This window comes from Leisingera sp. McT4-56, from assembly GCF_020514995.1.
Lineage (GTDB): Bacteria > Pseudomonadota > Alphaproteobacteria > Rhodobacterales > Rhodobacteraceae > Leisingera > Leisingera aquaemixtae_A.
Window position 1 is genome coordinate 429,393 of the sequence record NZ_JAJALF010000001.1, and the last position, 21,546, is coordinate 450,938.

A 21,546-nucleotide genomic window follows, 5' to 3' on the forward strand; every position below is an offset into this window, starting at 1 on the left:
GGTCCAGATCATATGAGCGCCATTGATAGCCTTCCCCCCTTGCGCGAAGTGATCGCAACGCACCAGCTGTCCGCGCGCAAGTCGCTTGGCCAGAACTTCCTCTTGGATCTGAACCTCACCGCAAAGATCGCGCGGCAGGCCGGCGACCTGACCGGCTGCGACGTGCTGGAAATCGGCCCCGGCCCGGGTGGCCTGACCCGCGGATTGCTGGCCGAAGGCGCCCGCCGCGTTCTGGCAGTGGAGAAGGACAGCCGCTGCCTGCCCGCACTGCAGGAGATCGCAGATGCCTACCCGGGCCGTTTTGAGGTGATCAACGGCGATGCGCTGGAAGTCGACCCGCTGGAACACCTGACCCCGCCGATCCGCATCGCCGCCAACCTGCCCTACAACGTCGGCACCGAACTCCTGGTGCGCTGGCTCACTCCCAAGGAATGGCCGCCGTTCTGGCAGAGCCTCACCCTGATGTTCCAGCGCGAAGTGGCCGAGCGCATTGTTGCCCAGCCCGGCACCAAGGCCTATGGCCGCCTGGCAATCCTGGCCCAGTGGCGGGCGGGCGCCCGCATCGTGCTGTCGCTGCCGCCCGGCGCCTTCACCCCGCCGCCCAAGGTGTCCAGCGCCGTCGTGCATCTGGACGCCCTGCCCGAGCCGCGCTTCCCGGCGGATGCCGCCATCCTGTCGCGGGTCGTGGCGGCCGCCTTCAACCAGCGCCGCAAGATGCTGCGCGCCTCCTTGAAGGGCATCTCTCCCGATATCGAGGCGCATCTGACCGCCGCCGGTATTCCGCCCACCGAACGCGCCGAACAGGTCAGCCTCGAAGCCTTCTGCGCTCTGGCCCGCGAACTGGCCCAGGCCTGAACCCATTTTCCTTCCCAGTTGGAGCCTGAAGTTTCAGATGACCCAAGCAGTTGCCTCGCGCCCGACCCTCCTGTCCGTGAATGTCAATGCGGTCGCCTATCTGCGCAACCGGCGCGAGGTGCCGTGGCCGGACCTGATCGACATCTCCCGCGCCATCCTGCAGGCAGGTGCCCACGGCATCACCGTGCATCCGCGCCCGGATGAGCGCCACATCCGGTTTTCCGACCTGCCGGCGCTGTCCCGGCTGATCGCGGAGGAATTCCCCCAGGCGGAGTTCAACATCGAGGGCTACCCGACCCGCCACTTCATCGACCTGGTGCTGGAAAACAAGCCGCATCAGGTGACGCTGGTCCCGGATACACCGGAGCAATCCACCTCCGACCACGGCTGGGACTTTGCCGCCGACGGAGACATGCTTTTGCCCATCGCCCAGGAGTTCAAGGCGGCTGGCATCCGGGTCTCTTACTTCGTGGACGCCAACCCGGGCGACCCGGCGCTTGCACAGCAGGCGGGCGCCGACCGCATCGAATTCTACACCGGCCCCTATGCTGACCAGACCGATCCTGATGCAACAGCGCGTGAGTTGGACAACATCTGCCAGACGGCAGACGCCGCCCGCGCGCTCGGCAAATCGGGCAGCGGCCTGATGATGAATGCAGGCCACGACCTGACGGTTGAAAACCTGCCCGGCCTGCGCCAGGCGGTCCCCGATCTGGCCGAGGTCTCTATCGGCCATGGCCTGACGGCAGACGCCCTGATGCTGGGATTCCCCGAGGCTGTCCGCCGCTACCTGCGGGTTCTGGGCCACGAGATCTGAACGCCCTTTCAGCGCGGAACCTTGACTGCCATCTGCGCAGGCAGGCTATTGTGCCTGCGAAGTTGGCAGTCAATCCCCGTGGAAAGGGCCGCAGATGCAGTTCGCCGAAGATTACAAAGACCGTATCCCGGAGATCACCGGTCTCTTCCGGTCCGTCTTTGCCGCTTCGGAGGGCAAAAGCGAAGGCGATCTCATCGCCAGCTTGGTACAGGAGATGTTTGCTACGACTGCCGCCGGGGATCTGTTTGCGTTTTCAGCCCTGGACGGCGGCAGCCTTGCAGGCAGCATCCTGTTCACCCGGCTCCGCTACGATCAGGACAGCCGCACAGTATTCATCCTGTCTCCCGTCGCCGTTCAGACACAGCGGCAGGGTCAAGGCATCGGGCAGGAACTTATTTCGCACGGGCTGAACGCAATGCGCGGTCACGGCGCAGATGCCGCCGTCACCTATGGCGATCCCGCCTATTACTGCAAGGTTGGCTTCCAGCAGATCACCGAGGCACAGGCCGCAGCCCCCCAGCCTCTCAGCCACCCCGAAGGCTGGCAGGCACAATCCCTGAAAGGCGCGGAGCTGACGCCCTTGCGCGGCCGCGCGCACTGCGTCCCGGCTCTGGACAACCCGGTTTACTGGTAAGTCCCGCGGTACGCTGGCGGCCCGCTCCAGGCCTCATCCAGTAAAAACCCCCGGGGCCGTTGGCACCGGGGGTTCATTTTTGACGCTTGTGGCACAAGCTTATTCAGCTGCTTCCGCCGGGCCTTCCTCCGCCTTTGGCTTGGGCTTGGCCCGCGCGCGGCTGGGCTTCTTTGGCGCTGCCGCCTCGCCGCTCTCGCCCGCGTCTTCTGCCTTGGCCGCAGGCTTGCGGGTGCGGGGTTTACGGGCCGGGGCCTTCTTCGGGGCTGCGTCATCGCCGGTCTCCGGCGCAGCCGCGCTCTGGCTCTCCGGCGTCTCAACCAACCCGCTGTCCTGGCCGTTGCCATTATCGCCGCGCGGATCAATCACCTCGGGCTGCGGCGCGCTGGCCGGGTCGCTGTCTGCCGGCGCAGAGGCCGCCGCCTCGCGCTCCTGGCGCTCCAGCCGCTCGGCGCGCTCGCGGTCGCGCTCGGCCTGGCGCTCGCGGTTCTGGCGTTCCTGCTCCTCGCGGCGCGCCTCGATTTCGCGCTGCGCCTCGTTCAGCATCCGCAGATAGTGCTCTGCGTGCTGCTGGAAGTTCTCTGCTGCAACGCGGTCATTGCCCAGCTGCGCATCGCGGGCCAGCTGGTTGTACTTGTCGATGATCTGCTGCGGGGTTCCGCGCACCTTGCCTTCGGGGCCGGAGCTGTCGAACACCCGGTTGACCACATTGGCGCCATTCGGGCGGTTCCGGTTCGACTTGGAGCGTGAACGTGATTTGGACGATCTCATATGCCTATCATAAGCCTTGAGTTAATGCGCCGTTGACCCTTTGCAGCGCGCCTCAGCGCCGGATCGTTAGCTTTTTTGGGCTTGATGCCGTGGGAAGGCTTGAAAAGCGTTCTCCTCATACGGCTCATCTTGAGTAACCATGTTACGAGATCACAGACAAGGGGGACAATGAAATTTTCTGTGTTTTTTCTGCCGAATCCGCAGCTGTTCGCGCTAAAATCCGCAATTTGAGGGGGAATGCGCCCGCACCACCCGGTCGCGCCCGTCCAGGTCCGGCAACACCGCGATGCCGCTCAAACCCGCGGCCTCCAGCAGCGCGCTGACTGCTTGACCTTGCGTCGGGCCGATTTCCAGCAGCAGCCGCCCGCCCGGCGCGAGGTGCTGCGCGGCGCGGGCAGCGATCTGCCGGTAGGCACCCAGCCCGTCACCGCCATCTGTCAGAGCAATGCCCGGCTCATGCCCGCGCACCTCTGCGGAGAGTCCTTCCATCTCGTCGAGCGCGATATAGGGCGGATTCGACACGATCAGATCGAACGTCCCCTCGACGGCCTCGAACCAGTCTGACTGCCGGATATCGGCGCGCGCCTCGACCCGGTGCAGCACCGCATTGGCGCTGGCCTGCAGGCACGCCGCCTCGCTGATGTCGACTCCCAGCCCGGTGGCCTCCTGCCGTTCGGCCAGCAGCGTCACCAGAATGCAGCCGGAGCCGACGCCCAGATCCAGCACCCGCTCATACGGCTCCGCCAGCGCCGCCTCAATCAGGATCTCGGTCTCCGGGCGCGGGTCCAGCACATCGCGCGACACCTTGAAGCGGCGCCCGTAGAACTCCCGCTCGCCGATCAGATGCGACACCGGCACCCGCACCGCGCGCAGGGCAATCAGCTGCTCATAGCGTTCCGCCACTTCGGTCGCCAGCTCCTCGGGCGCGATCAGCGTCACCCGGCTGGCCTCGATCCGTGCTGCATGGGCCAGCAGCACACGCGCATCCCGCGCCGGATCCGGCACCCCTGCCGCACGCAGCCGTGCCGTTGCTGCCGCCATTGCCTGTGCCGCGGTCTCTGCCATGCTTATTGCCCCATCTCAGTCAGCAGCCGCGCCTGGTTGTCCGCGGTCAGCGCATCGATAATCTCGTCCAGATCGCCGCCCATCACCTGATCCAGCTTGTATAGCGTCAGGTTGATGCGGTGATCGGTCATGCGGCCCTGCGGAAAATTATAGGTGCGGATGCGCTCCGAACGGTCGCCGGAGCCCACCTGGCTGGCACGGTCCGCCGACCGCTCGCTGTCTATCCGCTGCCGCTCCAGGTCATAAAGCCGGGTCTTCAGCACCTGCATGGCGATCTCGCGGTTGCGGTGCTGGGATTTCTCCGAGGATGTCACGATCAGACCGGTCGGCAGGTGGGTGATACGCACGGCGGAGTCGGTGGTGTTCACATGCTGCCCGCCAGCCCCCGAGGCGCGCATGGTGTCGATGCGGATGTCATTTGCGTCAATGTGGATGTCGACATCCTCCGCCTCCGGCAGCACCGCCACGGTGGCGGCCGAGGTATGGATGCGCCCGCCGCTTTCGGTGGCCGGCACCCGTTGAACCCGGTGCACGCCGGATTCATACTTCAGACGGGCAAAGACATTGTCGCCCTTGATATGGGCCACCACCTCCTTGATGCCGCCCAGCTCGGTCATCTGCTCCTCGATGATGTCGAACTTCCAGCCCTGCCCCTCGGCATAGCGCTGGTACATCCGCAGCAGGTCGCCGGCAAACAGCGCCGCCTCATCGCCACCCGTACCGGGGCGGATCTCCAGCATCGCCGGGCGGCTGTCCGCCGCGTCCTTGGGCAACAGCGCCAGCTGCAAGGCCTGCTCGGCTTCCGGTATCGCGGCCTTCAGCGCCGGGATCTCCTCTTCGGCCAGATCCTTCATGTCCGGATCCGCCAGCATCAGCTCGGCCTCTTCCAGATCGCCCAGCAGCTTGCGGTAGGCCGTCACCTGTTCCGCCACCGGCCGCAGGTCGGAATATTCCTTGGCCAGTGCTGCAATATCGCCGCCCCCGGCGCCATCCGCCATTGCGGCTTCAAGATACTGAAACCGCTGCAGGATCTGTTCCAGCCGTTCTTCGGGGACCATAGGTGCGCCTATTGTTGTTCATGTTTTGGCCAAGTGACCCCCATGTGATATGCTAGAGCCATGCGACATGCCAGAGCCCTTATTGCCACAATCCTCCTCACCCTGCCCGGCGCGGGGCTGGCAGACGTGAAGGGACCGGGCGGCAAGACCATCGACTGCTACTGCACCGACAAGTCCGGCGCCCGGGTTGAGCTGGGCGAGCTGCGCTGCCTGCAGGTCGACGGGCGCATGTTCATGGCGCAATGCCAGATGTCGCTGAACGTGCCGATGTGGCGCGAAGTGCAAAGCAGCTGCCTGTCGGCGTCGCTGGAACCGCTGCCGGGCATGTCCGGCGTGCCATCAGACATGCCGCAGCTCTGATCTGGCAGACCCCAGCCCCCCGCACCAACACAGGTAAGGCGGGCAGAAAGCCCTCCGGTGCTGGAAACATCCCATTGCCGCCCTATCTCCCTTGGCATCCCGTTATCCTTTTGAGGGATTAGGCACGGGAGAGAGCGGCCTGTATTACTCTTAGTTCAATTACCATTGCAGGCCGCTCGACGATCAGGCGGCCGCACGTTCCTATTTGGCCTTCACCCATTTTTCTGCCTCGCCGTCGTAGCGGTACGTCACCACAACACTGCCCAGCCCGACCTTAAAGAAAACGTCGATGGTCGCCTCTTCGATGCCAGAGTAGTTCTGGGCCCATTTGGACGTTGCCTCCTCAAGCCCCTTGCAGTGTATCCTTCGCCCATCACCAAGATCGAGAACCGCAATACTCTCCAAAAGGCACCTCCCTCCTTAGCCGGGTTCACTCCGGCAGGCGGCTGACTTGTCCGGCCCGGAGCTGAGCCGGGATTCCGCCGCCAGCATGGAAATCAGGAAAAGCCGATCCGGCCCCTCATCAGACGGACGGGCATTCCTTCCAGTTGTTTCCGCCCTTGCGCTTTCTTCATCCTTCAATGATTTCACAAAGCGCTGCCGGGTCAAGGGTGGCGCGGCCACCGCGCGGCACGCGCGGCTTGCCCTTGACGCGGCAGAAACAAACACAATCGGAAATGCGCCTTCAGGGGCAGCCCTGCACCTGAAGCGCTTCTCAGCAAAAGCCTGCGAACAGGCGAGACCCCGCCCGCACGGTTACTCGCTGGCGGAGGCCTCTTGCGGCGCCTGCGCCATTTCTGCCAGCCAGCCGTTGATCCGCTCCTTGTTGGCGCCCAGGTCGGAGCGACCGAACCGCAGCCGGGCATAGACCTTCAGCAGATCGCCGTCCTGCGCCGCGGTGGTGTAGTCGGGAAAGCCCAGAACCTGGGTGCGGGTGATATAGGTCACCATTCCGTCCGCAGGCCCGCCCGCCAGCACGCTGGTGCGCGGCGCATGGCTGGCGATGCGGTGGAAACGTTCCAGCCCGTCCGGCCCGGTCCGCACCACCCGGAACACGCCGCCGCGGAATTCCTTGTCTTCGCTCAGCTCCGGCTGGGTATTCCAGTCCAGCGGGTCGCTCGGCGCCAGGCGGATGAACCCCAGCCCGGTGACAATGGCGGCCAGCAGCAGCCAGCCCAGCAGCATCAGCCGCTTCATTGCGGTTTCAAGGTCAACCCTTGCCTCCTCCCTGCGCGGCCCTCCCCCGGCCTAACGCTCAGGCCGGACCGCTTATCTTGTTGCCACGCCCGGCAGTACGCACAACAGCTCATAGAGCAGGTTGGCGCCCACCAGGGCGGTGTTGCCCGAGGGGTCATAAGGCGGCGACACCTCCACCAGGTCGCAGCCCACGATGTTGACCCCCTTCAGCGACCGGATCAGCTCCAGCGCCTGCGGCGTTGTCAGCCCGCCGATTTCCGGCGTGCCGGTGCCCGGCGCATAGGCCGGGTCAAGACTATCGATATCATAGGAAACATAGACCGGCCTATTGCCGATATCGCGGCGAATTTCCGCACCCATCTGGTGCAGCTGCCGCCCCCAAAGCTCCTGCGCCGGGAAGTGCTGAAATCCCCAGCCCTGCGCCTCGGCGAAGTCATTGGCGGCATAGCCGGTGCCGCGGATGCCGATCTGATAGGTCTTGTCCGGAACGATCAGCCCTTCCTCATAGGCGCGGCGGAACACGGTGCCATGAGTCTCGCGCTCGCCGAACATCTCGTCGTTCACATCGGCATGGGCATCCACATGCACCAGCGCCACGGGGCCGTATTTCTTGGCAATCGCGCGCAGGATCGGCAGCGTGATCGAATGATCGCCGCCCATCGCCACCGGGATCACTCCGCCCGACAGGATCGCATCATAGCTATCTTCGATGATCCGGAGCGAATCCGGCAGCGAAAACGTGTTGATCGCCAGATCGCCGATGTCGGCAATGTTCAGGCCGTCGAACGGCGCCGCCCCGGTCGCCATGTTGTAGGGCCGCAGCATCGCACTCTCGGAACGGATCTGCTTGGGCCCGAACCGCGTGCCGGACCGCCAGGAGGTGCCGATATCCATCGGCACGCCCAGCACTGCCACATCCAAACCATCCAGCGAGGTTGCCTGCGGCAGCCGCATAAAGGTGTTCGGCCCGGAAAACCGCGCCAGGTCGTTACCGCTGATCGGTTGATTGAAGTCAGTCATAGTCTCTCACGTTCCAGCAAAGTAGGCGGAAAAGCTCCGCCGCCGCATGTCCCGGCAATAGCACCTGCGCCGCCCGTGTCAAAGGGCGGAGACCGCCGCCGCGGCTCCGCCTGCGGGAGTGGTGCAGACGCGCCGCGCCCGTGCTGCAGCGCTAGCCGTTCAACGGCTGCGCCCTCTCCACCAGCCGGGCAAAGAAGGATGCCCCCACCGGCGCGATCTCGTCGTTGAAGTCATACTTCGGATGATGCAGCCCGGCGCTGTTGCCCTGCCCCAAAAACAGGTAGGATCCGGGCCGCACCTGCAGCATATAGGCAAAATCCTCTGCCCCCATTTCCCGGCCGCCGTCCGCCTGCACATTGGCATCGCCGGAAATTTCCTTGGCAACTTCCACTGCAAAGCCAGTCTTTTCCGCATCGTTGAACGTCGCCGGATAGCCGACCTCATACTCCAGTTCCGCCTCGACCCCATAGCTGGCGGCCTGCCCTGCCACGATCTCCTTCATCCGCCGCATCACCATCTTTTGCACTTCGGGGTTAAAGGTCCGCACAGTGCCGTTGATATAGGCGGTGTCCGGGATCACGTTGTCGACGGTGCCGGTGTGAATCTGGGTGACTGAAACCACCAGATCCTCCAGCGTGTGGTGATTGCGGCTGACGATGGTCTGGATCGCCTGCGCCATTCCGCAGGCCGCCATCACCGGATCGCGGGTTTCATGCGGCATCGCCCCATGGCCGCCCAAGCCCTGGACATGGATATGGAAGGTATCCACAGCCGCCATCAAGGCGCCCGGCGTGGTCAGGAAATGCCCCTCCGGCAGGCCCGGCGCATTGTGCAGCGCATAGACCTCGCCGATATCAAACCGCTCCATGATGCCTTCCTCGACCATGATCCGGGCGCCGCCAATGGCTTCCTCGGCCGGCTGGAAGATCAGCGCGACCCGGCCCTGGAAATTGCGCGTTTCCGCCAGGTACTTCGCCGCCCCCAGCAGCATAGTGGTGTGGCCGTCATGGCCGCAGGCATGCATGTTGCCGGCATGGCCGGACGCGTATTCCACCCCGGTTTCCTCCGGGATCGGCAGAGCGTCCATATCGGCGCGCAGGCCAATCGTCGACCCCTCTCCCTGCCCGTTGATGATCGCCACCATTCCGGTCTGCGCGATGCCTTCATGCAGTTCATCAACCCCGAACTCCCGCAGCCGCTCTGCCACGAAGGCCGCCGTCTTGGGCAGGTCCAGCGCCAGTTCCGGGATCTGGTGCAGATGCCGCCGCCAGGCCTTCATCTCCTCGGCATAATCGGCAATACGGTTCACTACGGGCATCGGGGTGGACTCCTGCTCCAGACTCGGGATGATGCATCTGACACCGGAAAAAGAGCAGCCGCAATGCAAGAAACAGACCTGATCCACGACCGATCCGCAGGCATCGAGCGCCTGCTGGAAATCATGGCGCGCCTGCGCGACCCGCAAACCGGCTGCCCCTGGGACATCGAACAGGATTTCGCCACCATCGCCCCCTACACCATTGAAGAGGCGTATGAAGTTGCCGACGCCATCGAACGCGAGGCCTGGGACGAACTGAAGGGGGAACTGGGCGACCTACTGTTCCAATCCGTCTTCCACGCCCAGATGGCAAAGGAAGCGGGCCACTTCACCTTCCAGGACGTGGTTCGGACCATGTCGGAAAAAATGGTCTCCCGCCACCCGCATGTCTTCGGGGATGAATCCCGCGACAAATCCGCGGAACAGCAGACCCGGGACTGGGAGGCGATCAAGGCCGCCGAGCGCGCCGGCAAGGCGCAACAGGGCACGCTGGACGGCGTCGCCATTGGCCTGCCCGCCCTTTTGCGCGCCTACAAACTGCAGAAACGCGCTGCGCGGGTCGGCTTCGACTGGCCTTCGGCCAGCAATGTCATCGCTAAGATCACCGAGGAATGCGCCGAATTGGTCGAGGCCCGCGACAGCCTGTCCCACGCAGAGGTCGAGGAAGAATTCGGCGACCTTCTGTTCGTGATGGCCAATTTGGGCCGCCACCTCGGCGTTGAACCTGAGGCTGCCCTGCGCGCCGCCAACGCCAAATTCACCCGCCGGTTCGAAGGCGTCGAAGCCAAGCTTGCCGCCCGCGGCAAACGCCCCGAGGACAGCGACCTGGCGGAAATGGACGCGCTCTGGGACCAGGTGAAAGCTGACGAGCGCGCCTAAGCACAGCCCTCCTTCATCTTTCCCCAAATACTCAAGCCCCGGCGGCCCTGCCGCCGGGGTCCGCCGGATTCGGGATCAGACCAGGCTCGCCTTTTTCAACGCCGAGGACATCGCCTTGTAATCCTCGATGATCTTTTCCTTCTTCATCAGCTCTTTCCAAAGCTTTTCAGCGGTCTTCTTGTCATCGACCGCGACGTTGACCATCACGTCTTTCAGCTTCTTCACGTCAGTGATGCCCAGCAGCTTGGCCGCCTTCTTGGGATCGCCCATGCCGTTTTCAGCGACGTATTTCTTGTATTCGTCGCTGCCGGTGAACCCCATCACATCCTTGTTCAGCATCTTCACGACCTCATCCTTGCCGGTCGCAATGATCTTCTTCCAATCGCCGCTCTTGAAGTCGCCCTTGTCGGCCAGCGCCTTGGCGGCAAGATGGGTTTTCGAGGTGATGTTGACCGGCTCCTTGCCCTTCTTCTGGTCCATGTAGCGGGTCCACAACGATTCCGGATTTCCCTTATTCTGGGTGAACATGAACTCGTTCAGGCAATAGCGCCGCTTGCAGTAATCCATGTAGGCGGCGGTCATTTTCTTGTCCTTCAGAATATCGCCGACAACCTTGGGCTCTTTGGGCATCTCTCGCTTTCCCCATGCAAATCAATGTGTTTCCGGCCAAACAACGCCGTACCAATAACGCCCGCGATCCGGGCTGAAAAATCACCGCCTGCGCCAGCCGGCCATCCCGCCCGTGACGCTGTGTCAGGCAACTATAGGAAGCAAACGCAACAGCAGCAAACCTCCGCCGCAGAAAATCCGGTGAAATTTGCGCAGACCTGCGCGGCAGTGGTTCAATCCCGGCGCAACTGCGCGTAGTCTCGTGGCTCATGACTACCGGAGGCCCCCATGAGCGCCAGGAAAATCATCATCGACACTGATCCGGGCCAGGATGATGCCGTCGCCATTCTGCTGGCGCTGGCCAGCCCGGAAGAACTCGAGCTGCTTGGCATCACCTGTGTGGCCGGCAATGTGCCGCTTCCGCTGACCAGCAAGAACGCCCGCATCGTCTGCGAAGCGGCAGGCAAGACGGACGTGCCCGTCTACGCCGGCAGCAAGGCGCCGCTTGCCCGCCCGCTGATCACCGCCGAGCATGTGCACGGCCAGACCGGCCTCGACGGGCCGGAGCTGTGGGAGCCGCAGATGCCGCTGGCGGGGGGCCACGGCGTGGATTTCATCATCGACACCCTGCGCAGTCATGCGCCTGGCTCCGTCACGCTCTGCGCGCTGGGGCCGCTCACCAACATCGCCGCCGCCTTCAACACCGCCCCGGACATCATCGACCGGGTGCAGGAAATCGTGATGATGGGCGGCGCCTATTTCGAAGTCGGCAACATCACACCGGCAGCTGAATTCAACATCTACGTCGACCCGGAAGCCGCTGAAATCGTGTTCAGATCCGGCGCGACGATCACCATGATGCCGCTCGATGTGACGCACAAGGTGCTGGCCACCAAGCCGCGCGTCGAGGCGATCCGCGCGCTGGACAGCCGGGTGGGCCATTTCACCGCCGAAATGCTCGACTTCTTCGAGCGCTTCGACGTGGAAAAGTACGGCTCCGAGGGCGGCCCGCTGCATGACCCCTGCGTCATCGCCTGGCTGCTGCAGCCAGCGCTCTTCTCCGGCCGCCATGTGAACGTGGAAATCGAAACCTCCTCCGCCCTCACCCTCGGCATGACCGTCGCCGACTGGTGGGGCGTCACGGACCGCAAGCCCAATGCCCTTTTCATCGGCGACGCGGACGCGGACGGCTTCTTCAAACTTCTGACCGAAAGGCTTGCCCGCCTATGAGCGCCGCCCTGCATCTCGCCAAACCCGAACACCTGGACACGGTTCTGCCGCTGGTCGCCGCCTTCCACGCCGAGTCCGGGCTGGACAGCAGCGACGAGCACCGCCGCGCCGGCATCGAGCCTTTGCTGAACGGCCACCCTTACGGCGCCGTCTACCTGATCGGCCCCACCCGCGCCCCGATCGGCTATATCGTGATCACCTTCGGCTGGTCGGTGGAATTCGGCGGCATGGACGGCTTTGTCGATGAGCTCTACATCCGCCCTGCCGTGCGCGGCCGCGGCATCGCCACCGAAGTGCTGACCGAACTGCCGAAATCGCTGGCCACGGCCGGCATGCGCGCCCTGCATCTGGAAGTCGACCGGGAAAACGAAACCGCCCAGCGGCTCTACCTGCGCACCCGTTTCCAGCCGCGCAAGAATTACATCCTGATGACCAAGGGGCTGTAACGCCGCTGCAAAGCGGCCCGGCAGTAATATAACCGCCGGACCGCTTCCGTTGCTTGCCTTCTTATACCGCTGCTGGTCCCCCCCGGCGGAACACCGCCGCCCGGCAACCCTGTCAGGCAAGTCTGCGCCTGCGGCAGGGGGCAATGCAAAAATTGCGGAACCATCCCCCTGAAGCTGGCGTTATAGTCCCGTCTGCGGCCCGCAAACCGGCCGCCCTGGACCTGAAAATGGAGATACTACATGACTTTCCGCTGGATCCCTGCTCTTGCAAGTTCCGCCGTACTGGGCCTGGGCGCCTGTACCAACATGACCCCGGAACAGCGCACCGTTGCCGGTGTGGCAGGCGGCGCCGCCGCTGGTCTGATCGCCGCCGACGCGCTCAAGGCCGATGATGACTGGCGCCTGATCGCAGCCCTTGGCGGTGCAGCTGCCGGCACCATGGTTGCGCAAAACAACCAGTCCAAGCAGTGCGCATACTCCCGCGGCGACGGCACCTATTACACCGCCCCGTGTTAAGTGAATTCAATCTGGCGCCCTCCCCCGAACAGGGCGCCAGATCTCCGGATGCAGCATGTTGTCAGGCCGCATCCCCGTCATCAGCGCAGTTCGGCACCGAGATTTAACCGTTTAACCGGATCATCCGGTGAAGCAGCCTCGCCGCTGAACGGATAGGTTCCCGGTCCGCTGCATCCCCAAAGTGCCGAAAGAACTGCACAGAGTGCCACTGTGCGCAAAACCCGCGTCGTCATGGCCTGATCCCCTTTCCCGCTGCACGCATCGTGCCGCGTAAGATCAATCTAGCATGACGCCCGCGTGAACGTCTGTGATCCGGGCCACACATGCAACTTCCGGAAGATAAAGGTCGGGCAGGCAGGTCAGATAAACGTGTAATCCCGGAAGGTTGCCGCCTCACCCAGCTTGGCCCCGTCCCGCCCCACCAGCGGCCAGATCACCGCGTTGCGGATCTCGAACCGCCGCCCGGAGGCGCTGATCCGCACACCCTGGTAGTTCTCGATAAAGCCCTTGGCGCGCATCTCTGCAAACATCGCGTCGCGCTGGCCGCGATGCGCGGGTTCAGCTGTCAGCCGCGAGGGCATCGCCGTCAGCTGCTCCCAACTCATCTCCCACAGCTCCTGCGCCGCCAGGTTGCCGTAGGTCAGCACCGGGTCGGCTGCGGTGTTATGCGACAAGACAGGGAATGGCGCGTGATAAAGCGCTTCGGCATCCGCCCCGTTCAGCAGCGACCGGCCTGTCACCTGCGCAAAGCACTGCATCAACAGCTCCGCATGCGCAATTTGAAAGCGGTTTTCCGGTCCGGGTGCCTGCATCTCTAATGCCTCTGAAGAATTTCCTCAAAGGAGCATTAGACTGCCCTCCCTTTTACTTCCAGCCGCTTCGCGTGCGAACCGGCTGGAAGTAAAAGGTAAAAGCCCCGCCAGTCAGGCGAGGCTTTCCGACAGTTTTTCCCGTCAATCTTTTGGCCTGCGGCCTTACTTCAGGATCGAACGGCCCGCGTATTCGGCCACTTCGCCCAGCGCTTCCTCGATCCGGATCAGCTGGTTGTATTTCGCAAGCCGGTCCGAGCGCGCCAGCGAGCCGGTCTTGATCTGGCCGCAGTTGGTGGCAACCGCCAGGTCGGCAATGGTGGCGTCCTCGGTCTCGCCTGAGCGGTGCGACATCACGTTGGTGTAGCGCGCGCGGTGCGCCATATCGACCGCCTTCAGGGTCTCGGTCAGGGAGCCGATCTGGTTCACCTTCACCAGCATCGAGTTCGCCACACCGCGTTCGATGCCCTCGGCCAGACGCGCCGGGTTGGTCACAAACAGATCGTCGCCCACCAGCTGAACGGAGTTGCCGATCTTGTCGGTCAGCAGCTTCCAGCCGTCCCAGTCGTCTTCCGACATGCCGTCTTCAATGGAGATGATCGGATAGTCATTGACCAACGCCGCCAGGTAGTCAGCGTTTTCCTCGGAGGTCAGGGACTTGCCCTCGCCCGCCAGGACATATTTACCGTCCTTGTAGTACTCGGTCGCGGCGCAATCGAGTGCCAGGTAAATCTCTTCGCCGGGCTTGTAGCCTGCTTTCTCGATCGATTTCAGGATGAAGTCCAGCGCCTCGCGGGAGGAACCGATGTTGGGGGCAAAGCCGCCCTCGTCGCCGATCCCGGTGCTGAGGCCCGCTGCCGACAGCTCTTTCTTCAGGGTGTGGAACACCTCCGACCCCATGCGCACTGCTTCGCGGATGTTGTCCGCGGCCACCGGCATGATCATGAATTCCTGAATGTCGATCGGGTTGTCGGCATGCTCGCCGCCGTTGATGATGTTCATCATCGGCACCGGCAGAACCCGGGCCGAAGTGCCGCCGATATAGCGGTAGAGCGGCTGGGTGGTGAAATCGGCGGCTGCCTTGGCCACCGCCATCGACACGCCCAGAATGGCGTTGGCGCCCAGGCGGCCCTTGTTCTCGGTGCCGTCCAGCTCGATCATCGCCTGATCGACCGCGACCTGCTCGGTCGCATCAAAGCCCACCAGCTCCTCGGCAATCTCGCCGTTCACCGCGGCAACCGCTTCCAGCACGCCCTTGCCCATGTAACGGGACTTGTCGCCGTCGCGCTTCTCCACCGCCTCATAGGCGCCGGTCGAGGCGCCGGAGGGCACGGCAGCACGGCCCATGGTGCCGTCTTCCAGGATCACGTCGACCTCGACCGTCGGGTTACCCCGGCTGTCGAGGATTTCACGGGCGTGAATGTCGATAATGGTGCTCATCTGTCCATCCTTGGTTGGGCCTGAAAGCGGCGCGTTTTGCTGCCAGCGTCATACCAGCCGCGGCGGAAATGTAAACCGTCATCGTTATCGCTAACACACCTAAAACCGGCAGGTTAGGGCTAACAAGACGCTGTTTGCGCCAACAGGTCAGAGGATTTCCGCCAGGCGGGACGTCAGGCCGCAGCCGCTGCCGCCCGGCGTGCCCGCCGCGCCAACCGTTGCTCGCGCACAAAGGTGTATAGCCCCGACCCGATAATCAGCGCAGCCCCCGTCAGCGTCAGCGTATCTGGACGCTCGCCAAAGACCAGCACGCCCGCCAGGATCGAGAACAGCAGCCGGGTATAGCGGAACGGCGTCACCGCCGAGGCATCCCCCACCCGCATCGCGGTGACGATGCCGTAATAGCCCAGCACCCCGAACAGCACGCCGCCTGCCATCATCAGGTACTCATTCTGCTCCATCACCTGCGCCTCGCCAGGGGTAAAGGCCAGCAGCAGCAGGCCCGCGGGAACAACCGCCAGAAATGCCTGGAAGCTGACAACGGTAGAGGGCACCGCGCTGTCCATCACCCGCGTCATCAGATCCCGTGTGGCCACCCCCAGCACCGCGATCACCACCAGAAGCGCGGCAGGCTCAAAACTGTCCAGCCCCGGCCGGATGATCAGCAGCACACCGGCAAAACCGACGCAGATCGCCAGCCAGCGCCGCCAGCCGACTTGTTCCCCCAGAAACAGCGCAGCACCCATGGTGATCACCAGTGGCGTCGCCTGAAACACGGCTGCCACAACCGAGATGTCGACCAGCGCCAGCGCCGAGGCAAAGCCCATTGCCGACACCGCTTCTGTCCCCGCGCGCAGAACGGGGCGCAGCCGCCAGGACCGCGGTGCAAACAGATTGTGCCCCTGCATCTTGGCCATCACTGCAAAGACCAGCCCGCTGCCAAGGCCAAGGCAGATCAGGATCTGCCCGACGGGCAAGGTACCGGACAGCTGCTTGATGAACATGTCTTCAAGCGTGAAGGCCGCCATTGAGGCGATGACCAGCAGAATGCCGTGCAGGTTGTTCATGTTCGCGCGTCCCGTACTACAGACCGGCAGCACGCCAGGCCATCCGGGCAAAAAACATCAGTGCCCCGGTGCGGGCAACTCCGTTTCCGCCCCCCTGCTATGACAAGTCGTTACGGTGACCATCAAGACTTCTGATATATGTTAAGGAATGGCGGCTCCCGGTTACAGCCGCGGCATCCCGGCAGTGTCCCGGGTTTTCGCCGCACCGCACCGCATTTTGCACCGTTTTCCGTTTCCATATCCAGCAGGAGACACCCAGATGCCAGACTTCGACCCGCTGAATTCACTGATCAAAACCGCCAAGGACGCCGAGAAGGCGATCGACGAGTTGGGCAAGTCCGCTGTGGATGAGGTCAAGGCGGCCATGCATGATGCCAACAAGGCGGAAAACAAGAGCTATCCTATCGCCTATGAGCACATGAAACGCTCCATTGATGGCAAGGGGAACATCAGCCACGGGGTAAAATCAAAAATCTCGCAGGCCATCCTGAACAGCGCGGAACTGCGCCAGATTGCGGCCAAGCACAAGAAGCCGGTCAAGCTGAAGAACGCGACGATCTTCTTCGTCAAGAACCGCGACCTGGCCAGAACCCTGTATCAAGCGTCCCTTTCCGGCAATCTGACCCCCAAGGGCAAGACGTTCGAATTCGACGGGACGGTGAATGATGTCTATGATTTCCGCTGGGACTGGCTGCCCAAGAAGAAAACCGTCAGAGGGTTCAAGCTGCGCTACGCAGGCAATGCCGCCTATTTGGCGCAGCAAATGAAACTGATGAAATCCTATAAGATCACGGTGCAGATCAAAGGCGAAGCCAAGCTGTAGCCCCGCTTTTTTTTTGCGGCGGGTTCAGACCTTTTTGGCTGGCACCCCATAAAGTTCCAGCCTATGCCCGCGAAGCTCATAGCCCAGCTTGCGGGCGATCCGCTCCTGCAGTTCTTCAATCTCCGGGTCGCAGAACTCGATCACCTCGCCGGTGTTCATGTCGATCAGGTGGTCGTGATGCTCGCGCTCGGCATCCTCATAGCGCGCGCGCCCGTCTCCGAACTCCAGCCGCTCCAGAATGCCCGCCTCCTCGAACAGCTTCACGGTGCGGTAGACGGTGGCAATCGAAATCCCGGCATCCTTCGCGCTGGCGCGGGCATAGAGTTCCTCGACATCCGGGTGATCATCGCTGTCCTGCAGCACCTGGGCGATCACCCGGCGCTGGCCGGTCATGCGCAGCCCCTTGGCTTCGCAGCGGGCGATAATCGTTCTTTGCATCTCTTCCTCGCGGTTTTCTGGCCTTTCTCTTTAACGGATGCATTCTGCGGCGAAAACAGGCTTTTCACCCGTATCAAAGGTTGACAAACGGCTTATCCACAGCCATTTGGCGCCCAGGCATCCCTCCCTGCCGCGTGAGCAGAGGCCAAAGACCGGACGCGCACCCTGCGCACAACCAATGATCCGGGGTCTAGTGATATGCCGCCATTCCCAAGATCACGCGTGGGGATTGCAGAGGCCAGCGGCCTGGCATCCGGCCAGCGCCCGTCTGAGGCCCCTGCCCCACCCCATCCGCGGCTCTGATCCGCGGCACCGGCCTGTGCAATTTGCTTGGCCGCACAAGGATATGAATGTGACTGAATTTTCGACCATGGGCCTGCCTGAGAAGCTCCTCGCACGCCTCAAGGACATGGGTCTCAACGACCCCACCCCGATCCAGGCCCGCGCCATTCCCCATGCCCTCAATGGCAAGGACGTGCTGGGCCTGGCACAGACCGGCACCGGCAAAACCGCCGCCTTCGGCGTGCCGCTGGTGGCGCGGATGCTGGAATACGGCCGCAAGCCCGCCGCGATGACCGTGCGCGGCCTGGTGCTGGCGCCGACCCGCGAACTGGCCAACCAGATCGCCGATACCCTCGAGGGCCTTACCGAAGGCACCCCGATGAAAGTCGGCCTGGTGGTCGGCGGCGTCTCCATCAACCCGCAGATCGCCCGCATCGCCAAGGGCACCGACATCCTGGTCGCCACCCCCGGCCGCTTGATCGACATCCTCGACCGCGGCGCGCTGGACCTCGGCTCCTGCGACTTCCTGGTGCTCGACGAGGCCGACCAGATGCTGGACCTGGGCTTCATCCATACGCTGCGCAAGATCGCGGCGCTGATCCCCGCGGAACGCCAGACCATGCTGTTCTCGGCCACCATGCCCAAGCAGATGAACGAGATCGCAAACTCCTACCTGCAAAGCCCGGTCCGGATCGAGGTATCGCCTCCGGGCAAGGCTGCCGACAAGATCACCCAGTCGGTGCATTTCATCGCCAAGGCCGCCAAGCTGGACCTGCTGAAGGAACTGCTGGACCAGCACAAGGATGAGCGCACGCTGGTGTTCGGCCGCACCAAATGGGGCATGGAAAAGCTGATGAAAACGCTGGACAAGGCGGGCTTCTCGGCCGCCGCGATCCACGGCAACAAAAGCCAGGGCCAGCGCGAGCGTGCCCTCGCGGCCTTCAAGGAAGGCGAAATCAAGGTGCTGGTCGCCACTGACGTGGCGGCCCGCGGCCTGGATATCCCGGACGTGAAATACGTCTACAACTACGAGCTGCCCAATGTGCCGGACGCTTATGTCCACCGCATCGGCCGCACCGCGCGCGCGGGCAAGGACGGCCAGGCCGTCGCCTTCTGCGCCCCGGATGAGATGGACGATCTGAAGGCGATCCAAAAGGTGATGAAGCTCTCCATCCCCGTCGCCTCCGGCCGCCCCTGGGAAGCGATGCCCGATCCGGCAGCCCCCGTAGGCAAACCGGGCGGCCGTCCCGGCGGCGGGCGCCGCGGCGGCAAACCCGGCGGCCAGCGCCGCCGTGGCGGCGGCAGCGCTGGCAACAGCAGCCAGGGCAAACCCCAGGGCGGCAAGCCCGGCAACGCCCAGCGCCGCGGCCAGAAGCAGCGCGCACGCTAACTCTGCCCGTGCTGCTCCGGGTCAAGGACGGCAGAGCCGCAGCGCGCCAGCGCTGTTCATCCTTGACGCGGATCAGCACAATTTACACTCGAATTGGCGCCTAAGGGCACACCTGCCCTTAGGCGCCTCTCAGCAGAAAAAATTCCGCGCTGCGCAGCAGCGCCCTGCCCAAGCCCGCCAAGGGGCCTCTGGCGCAGCCTGAAGCCCCTTCGGGCGCGGGAGACCTCTGCCCTTTATACCGCCCGCAAATCCGCCCAGACCGGCAGATGGTCGGAGGCGATATGCGCAGGCCGCCCCCCATGCACCCCGTGCGCCGCCGCCTTCAGCCGGTTGCAATGGGCAATCCGGTCCAGCGCCCCGAGGGGCCGCAGCGCCGGAAAGCTGGGCCGCGGCGGCAGAAAGGTCAGCGCCGGGGCGATGTGCTCAAGCACCGGGGTGCGCGACCATTCATTGAAATCCCCCGCCAGCACCACCGCCGCGTCATCGCGCTTGGCTGCCCGCGCCAGCGCATGCATTTGTTCGCGCCGTGCCCGCCCTGTCAGCCCCAGGTGGGCGCCGATCACCCGCACCGGGCCCAGTGCGGTCTCCAGCTCCACCCAGACCGCTCCGCGCGGCTCCAGCCCCGGCAGCGCGATATGGCCCTTGGCCCGCAACTGCACCCCGTTGCGGTACAGCACCGCGTTGCCATGCCAGCCCAGCGACCCCGCGCCGCCCAGATCGGCGGCCCGCCAGCCGGTCTCCTCGACCAGAAAATGCGGCAGCGCGGCCGGGCGCGGCGGCAGCCGCTTGTCGGCTTCCTGCAGCACGGCCACATCCGCCTTCAGCCCGGCCAGCACCTGCAAAATGCGCTCCGGCCGCCGGCGCAGGTCCAGGCCGACGCATTTCTGGATGTTGTAGGTGGCAATCCGCAGCGAGTCCGGTGGGGGTGTCTTTGGCATCTGCTTGTCCCGGGTCCTGCCGCAAGTGTGGCCAGATCACGCCCTGAGCACAACCAGCAACACGCCGCAGGCTGCGAATGGGCGGGCCGCCTGCCTCCTCTTAAGCCAGTGGCTCCAGTCACCCTTGAGGATATCCTGGGCCGAATAACCGGATCAGGTGCCGCAGAAGGTCGCCTGCACCACTTCCTCCGGCAGCGGCGGGTGCTGCAGATCGCTGTGCTCCGGCTGGTCCTCGTACGGGGTGGCCAGCACCGCGCTCAGCCGGTGGAACAGCGCATAGTCGCCGGCCACCGCGCCTGCAATCATCTCTTCGATCCGGTGGTTGCGCGGAATGAAGGCCGGGTTCGCAGCGCGCACCACCGTTACGGGATCGGGCTCTCCCTCCAGCCGCGCCTGCCAATCCTGCTCCCAGGTGTCAAAAGCCGCCGGATCGGTGAACTGATCCCGCGCCGAGCCACCGGCAAGGGCACGGAAGGTGTTGGTGAAATCGCTTTGGTTCTCCGCCATCCTGCCCAACAACGCGGTGATCAGCTCCTGATCGCCGTCCCGCTCTGTTGTGATTCCCAGCTTGGCCCGGAACCGCCGCAGCCAGGCCGCTTCGGTCAGCGTGGGCATCGCATGCACGATCTCCGTCGCCTCCTCGACTCCCGCCTGCGGGTCGTCCATCTGCTGGATCAGCGCGGTCGCCAGCTGCGCCAGGTTCCAGACCGCAATCGTGGGCTGGTTGGCATAGGCATAGCGCCGCCCCCGGTCGATCGAGGAAAACACCGTATGTGGGTGATAAACATCCATGAAGGCGCACGGGCCATAATCGATGGTCTCGCCGGAGATCGAGAAATTGTCGGTGTTCATCACGCCGTGGATGAAGCCCACCGCCATCCAGGCGGCAATCAGCTCCGACTGCGCATCACGCACCGCACTGAGCAGCCCCATCGGCCCGTCCGCATCCGGATAATGGCGCGCAATGGCATATTCTGTCAGCCGCTGCAGGCTCGCCTTGTCGCCGCGTGCGGCAAACACCTGGAAGGTCCCCACCCGCAGATGGCTCGCCGCCACCCGGGTCAGCACCGCACCGGGCAGGCCGCCCTCGCGCCAGACGGTCTCGCCGGTCTCCACCGCCGCCAGCGCCCGGGTGGTCGGGATGCCTAAGCTGTGCATCGCCTCGCTCACCACATATTCGCGCAGCACCGGTCCCAGCCAGGCCCGCCCGTCGCCGTTCCGCGAATAGGGCGTGCGGCCGGAGCCCTTCAGCTGGATATCCCGGCGCTTGCCGTCCGTGCCCACCGTCTCCCCCAGCAGGATCGCGCGCCCGTCGCCCAGCTGCGGATTGTACGTGCCGAACTGATGCCCGGAATAAAGCTGCGCCAGCGGATCAGCCCCCTCAGGCACCTGATTGCCGCCGAACACCTCTGCCATCTCCCCGGCCTCACCGGGTGTGATCCCCATGATCCGCGCCAGGTCCTCGTTGAACGCCGCCAGCCGCGGCGCCTTCACCGCCTGCGGCGGCAGTTTGGAGTAGAACTGCCCCGGCAGGGCGGCATAGGTGTTGTCAAAGGGGATCGTGAGTGTCATGGCCCAAACATATGA

The 21,546-nt window shown here is 64.1% G+C and carries 24 protein-coding genes; 10 read left to right on the top strand and 14 right to left on the bottom strand.

All coding sequences use genetic code 11. The features are described from left to right. Window positions 1–12: 12 nt before the first annotated feature. The 3 genes from rsmA to LHL23_RS02045 all read left to right on the top strand — a co-directional run bounded on the left by rsmA (window position 13) and on the right by LHL23_RS02045 (window position 2,306). On the top strand, window positions 13–855 hold the full coding sequence (gene rsmA, locus LHL23_RS02035; RefSeq protein WP_226428612.1) for a 16S rRNA (adenine(1518)-N(6)/adenine(1519)-N(6))-dimethyltransferase RsmA: 843 nt from the start codon (window positions 13–15) through the stop codon (window positions 853–855). A gap of 37 nt (window positions 856–892) precedes the next feature. Beyond that, window positions 893–1,672, top strand: coding sequence for a pyridoxine 5'-phosphate synthase (locus LHL23_RS02040; RefSeq protein WP_226428613.1), 780 nt, complete (start codon window positions 893–895; stop codon window positions 1,670–1,672). Window positions 1,673–1,766: 94 nt separating this feature from the next. Beyond that, window positions 1,767–2,306, top strand: coding sequence for a GNAT family N-acetyltransferase (locus tag LHL23_RS02045; protein WP_226428614.1), 540 nt, complete (start codon window positions 1,767–1,769; stop codon window positions 2,304–2,306). Between the two features lie 99 nt (window positions 2,307–2,405). Here LHL23_RS02045 and LHL23_RS02050 read toward each other — a convergent pair whose 3' ends face one another. From LHL23_RS02050 to prfA, 3 genes are all read right to left on the bottom strand, one after another. After that, a complete protein-coding gene (locus tag LHL23_RS02050) occupies window positions 2,406–3,074 on the bottom strand; it encodes a DUF4167 domain-containing protein (protein ID WP_226428615.1) in 669 nt (222 codons plus the stop codon). Window positions 3,075–3,287: 213 nt separating this feature from the next. Continuing rightward, on the bottom strand, window positions 3,288–4,139 hold the full coding sequence (prmC, locus tag LHL23_RS02055) for a peptide chain release factor N(5)-glutamine methyltransferase (RefSeq protein WP_226428616.1): 852 nt from the start codon (window positions 4,137–4,139) through the stop codon (window positions 3,288–3,290). A 2-nt stretch (window positions 4,140–4,141) separates the two neighbouring features. Next, on the bottom strand, window positions 4,142–5,197 hold the full coding sequence (gene prfA, locus LHL23_RS02060; RefSeq protein WP_226428617.1) for a peptide chain release factor 1: 1,056 nt from the start codon (window positions 5,195–5,197) through the stop codon (window positions 4,142–4,144). Between the two features lie 60 nt (window positions 5,198–5,257). On the opposite strand from prfA, the gene LHL23_RS02065 reads away from it, so the two are divergent. Next, a complete protein-coding gene (locus LHL23_RS02065) occupies window positions 5,258–5,557 on the top strand; it encodes a hypothetical protein (protein WP_222475342.1) in 300 nt (99 codons plus the stop codon). Window positions 5,558–5,758: 201 nt separating this feature from the next. Here LHL23_RS02065 and LHL23_RS02070 read toward each other — a convergent pair whose 3' ends face one another. The 4 genes from LHL23_RS02070 to LHL23_RS02085 form a co-directional block, all read right to left on the bottom strand. After that, window positions 5,759–5,962, bottom strand: coding sequence for a hypothetical protein (locus LHL23_RS02070; protein ID WP_222475341.1), 204 nt, complete (start codon window positions 5,960–5,962; stop codon window positions 5,759–5,761). Window positions 5,963–6,313: 351 nt separating this feature from the next. After that, complete coding sequence (locus LHL23_RS02075) at window positions 6,314–6,754, bottom strand: DUF1499 domain-containing protein (protein ID WP_226428618.1); 441 nt, start codon at window positions 6,752–6,754, stop codon at window positions 6,314–6,316. A gap of 72 nt (window positions 6,755–6,826) precedes the next feature. After that, window positions 6,827–7,774, bottom strand: a complete 948-nt coding sequence (speB, locus tag LHL23_RS02080) for an agmatinase (protein WP_226428619.1) — start codon at window positions 7,772–7,774, stop codon at window positions 6,827–6,829. 151 nt (window positions 7,775–7,925) lie between these two features. Then, entirely contained in the window at window positions 7,926–9,092 is a 1,167-nt protein-coding gene (locus tag LHL23_RS02085; protein ID WP_226428620.1) for a M20 aminoacylase family protein, read from the bottom strand. 63 nt (window positions 9,093–9,155) lie between these two features. On the opposite strand from LHL23_RS02085, the gene mazG reads away from it, so the two are divergent. Continuing rightward, on the top strand, window positions 9,156–9,971 hold the full coding sequence (mazG, locus tag LHL23_RS02090; protein WP_226428621.1) for a nucleoside triphosphate pyrophosphohydrolase: 816 nt from the start codon (window positions 9,156–9,158) through the stop codon (window positions 9,969–9,971). A gap of 75 nt (window positions 9,972–10,046) precedes the next feature. Here the strand turns inward: mazG and LHL23_RS02095 are convergent, their stop codons facing one another. Then, a complete protein-coding gene (locus LHL23_RS02095; RefSeq protein WP_226428622.1) occupies window positions 10,047–10,601 on the bottom strand; it encodes a hypothetical protein in 555 nt (184 codons plus the stop codon). Window positions 10,602–10,868: 267 nt separating this feature from the next. Here LHL23_RS02095 and LHL23_RS02100 point away from each other — a divergent pair, with 267 nt between their 5' ends. The 3 genes from LHL23_RS02100 to LHL23_RS02110 all read left to right on the top strand — a co-directional run bounded on the left by LHL23_RS02100 (window position 10,869) and on the right by LHL23_RS02110 (window position 12,772). Next, window positions 10,869–11,810 (top strand): nucleoside hydrolase, encoded by a 942-nt coding sequence (locus LHL23_RS02100; RefSeq protein ID WP_226428623.1) that lies wholly within the window; start codon window positions 10,869–10,871, stop codon window positions 11,808–11,810. Beyond that, complete coding sequence (locus tag LHL23_RS02105) at window positions 11,807–12,256, top strand: GNAT family N-acetyltransferase (RefSeq protein ID WP_222475332.1); 450 nt, start codon at window positions 11,807–11,809, stop codon at window positions 12,254–12,256. The genes LHL23_RS02100 and LHL23_RS02105 overlap by 4 nt, the downstream gene beginning before the upstream one ends. 240 nt (window positions 12,257–12,496) lie before the next feature. Continuing rightward, the gene (locus tag LHL23_RS02110) at window positions 12,497–12,772 is read left to right on the top strand and encodes a glycine zipper 2TM domain-containing protein (RefSeq protein ID WP_222475330.1); all 276 of its coding nucleotides are present in this window, start codon (window positions 12,497–12,499) and stop codon (window positions 12,770–12,772) included. A 359-nt stretch (window positions 12,773–13,131) separates the two neighbouring features. Here the strand turns inward: LHL23_RS02110 and LHL23_RS02115 are convergent, their stop codons facing one another. The 3 genes from LHL23_RS02115 to LHL23_RS02125 form a co-directional block, all read right to left on the bottom strand. Beyond that, window positions 13,132–13,584 (bottom strand): MEKHLA domain-containing protein, encoded by a 453-nt coding sequence (locus LHL23_RS02115; RefSeq protein ID WP_226428624.1) that lies wholly within the window; start codon window positions 13,582–13,584, stop codon window positions 13,132–13,134. A gap of 162 nt (window positions 13,585–13,746) precedes the next feature. Then, window positions 13,747–15,021, bottom strand: coding sequence for a phosphopyruvate hydratase (gene eno / locus LHL23_RS02120; RefSeq protein ID WP_222475328.1), 1,275 nt, complete (start codon window positions 15,019–15,021; stop codon window positions 13,747–13,749). A gap of 173 nt (window positions 15,022–15,194) precedes the next feature. Further along, entirely contained in the window at window positions 15,195–16,088 is an 894-nt protein-coding gene (locus LHL23_RS02125) for a DMT family transporter (protein WP_226428625.1), read from the bottom strand. Window positions 16,089–16,347: 259 nt separating this feature from the next. Here LHL23_RS02125 and LHL23_RS02130 point away from each other — a divergent pair, with 259 nt between their 5' ends. Further along, window positions 16,348–16,911: a hypothetical protein gene (locus LHL23_RS02130; RefSeq protein WP_226428626.1), complete on the top strand. Its 564-nt coding sequence runs from the start codon at window positions 16,348–16,350 to the stop codon at window positions 16,909–16,911. 24 nt (window positions 16,912–16,935) lie between these two features. Here LHL23_RS02130 and LHL23_RS02135 read toward each other — a convergent pair whose 3' ends face one another. Next, window positions 16,936–17,349 (bottom strand): Fur family transcriptional regulator, encoded by a 414-nt coding sequence (locus LHL23_RS02135; RefSeq protein ID WP_222475325.1) that lies wholly within the window; start codon window positions 17,347–17,349, stop codon window positions 16,936–16,938. Window positions 17,350–17,701: 352 nt separating this feature from the next. On the opposite strand from LHL23_RS02135, the gene LHL23_RS02140 reads away from it, so the two are divergent. After that, complete coding sequence (locus LHL23_RS02140) at window positions 17,702–19,021, top strand: DEAD/DEAH box helicase (protein ID WP_226428627.1); 1,320 nt, start codon at window positions 17,702–17,704, stop codon at window positions 19,019–19,021. A 233-nt stretch (window positions 19,022–19,254) separates the two neighbouring features. Here the strand turns inward: LHL23_RS02140 and LHL23_RS02145 are convergent, their stop codons facing one another. Beyond that, a complete protein-coding gene (locus LHL23_RS02145; protein ID WP_226428628.1) occupies window positions 19,255–19,959 on the bottom strand; it encodes an endonuclease/exonuclease/phosphatase family protein in 705 nt (234 codons plus the stop codon). 153 nt (window positions 19,960–20,112) lie between these two features. Next, complete coding sequence (locus LHL23_RS02150) at window positions 20,113–21,531, bottom strand: protein adenylyltransferase SelO (protein ID WP_226428629.1); 1,419 nt, start codon at window positions 21,529–21,531, stop codon at window positions 20,113–20,115. Window positions 21,532–21,546 lie beyond the last annotated feature (15 nt).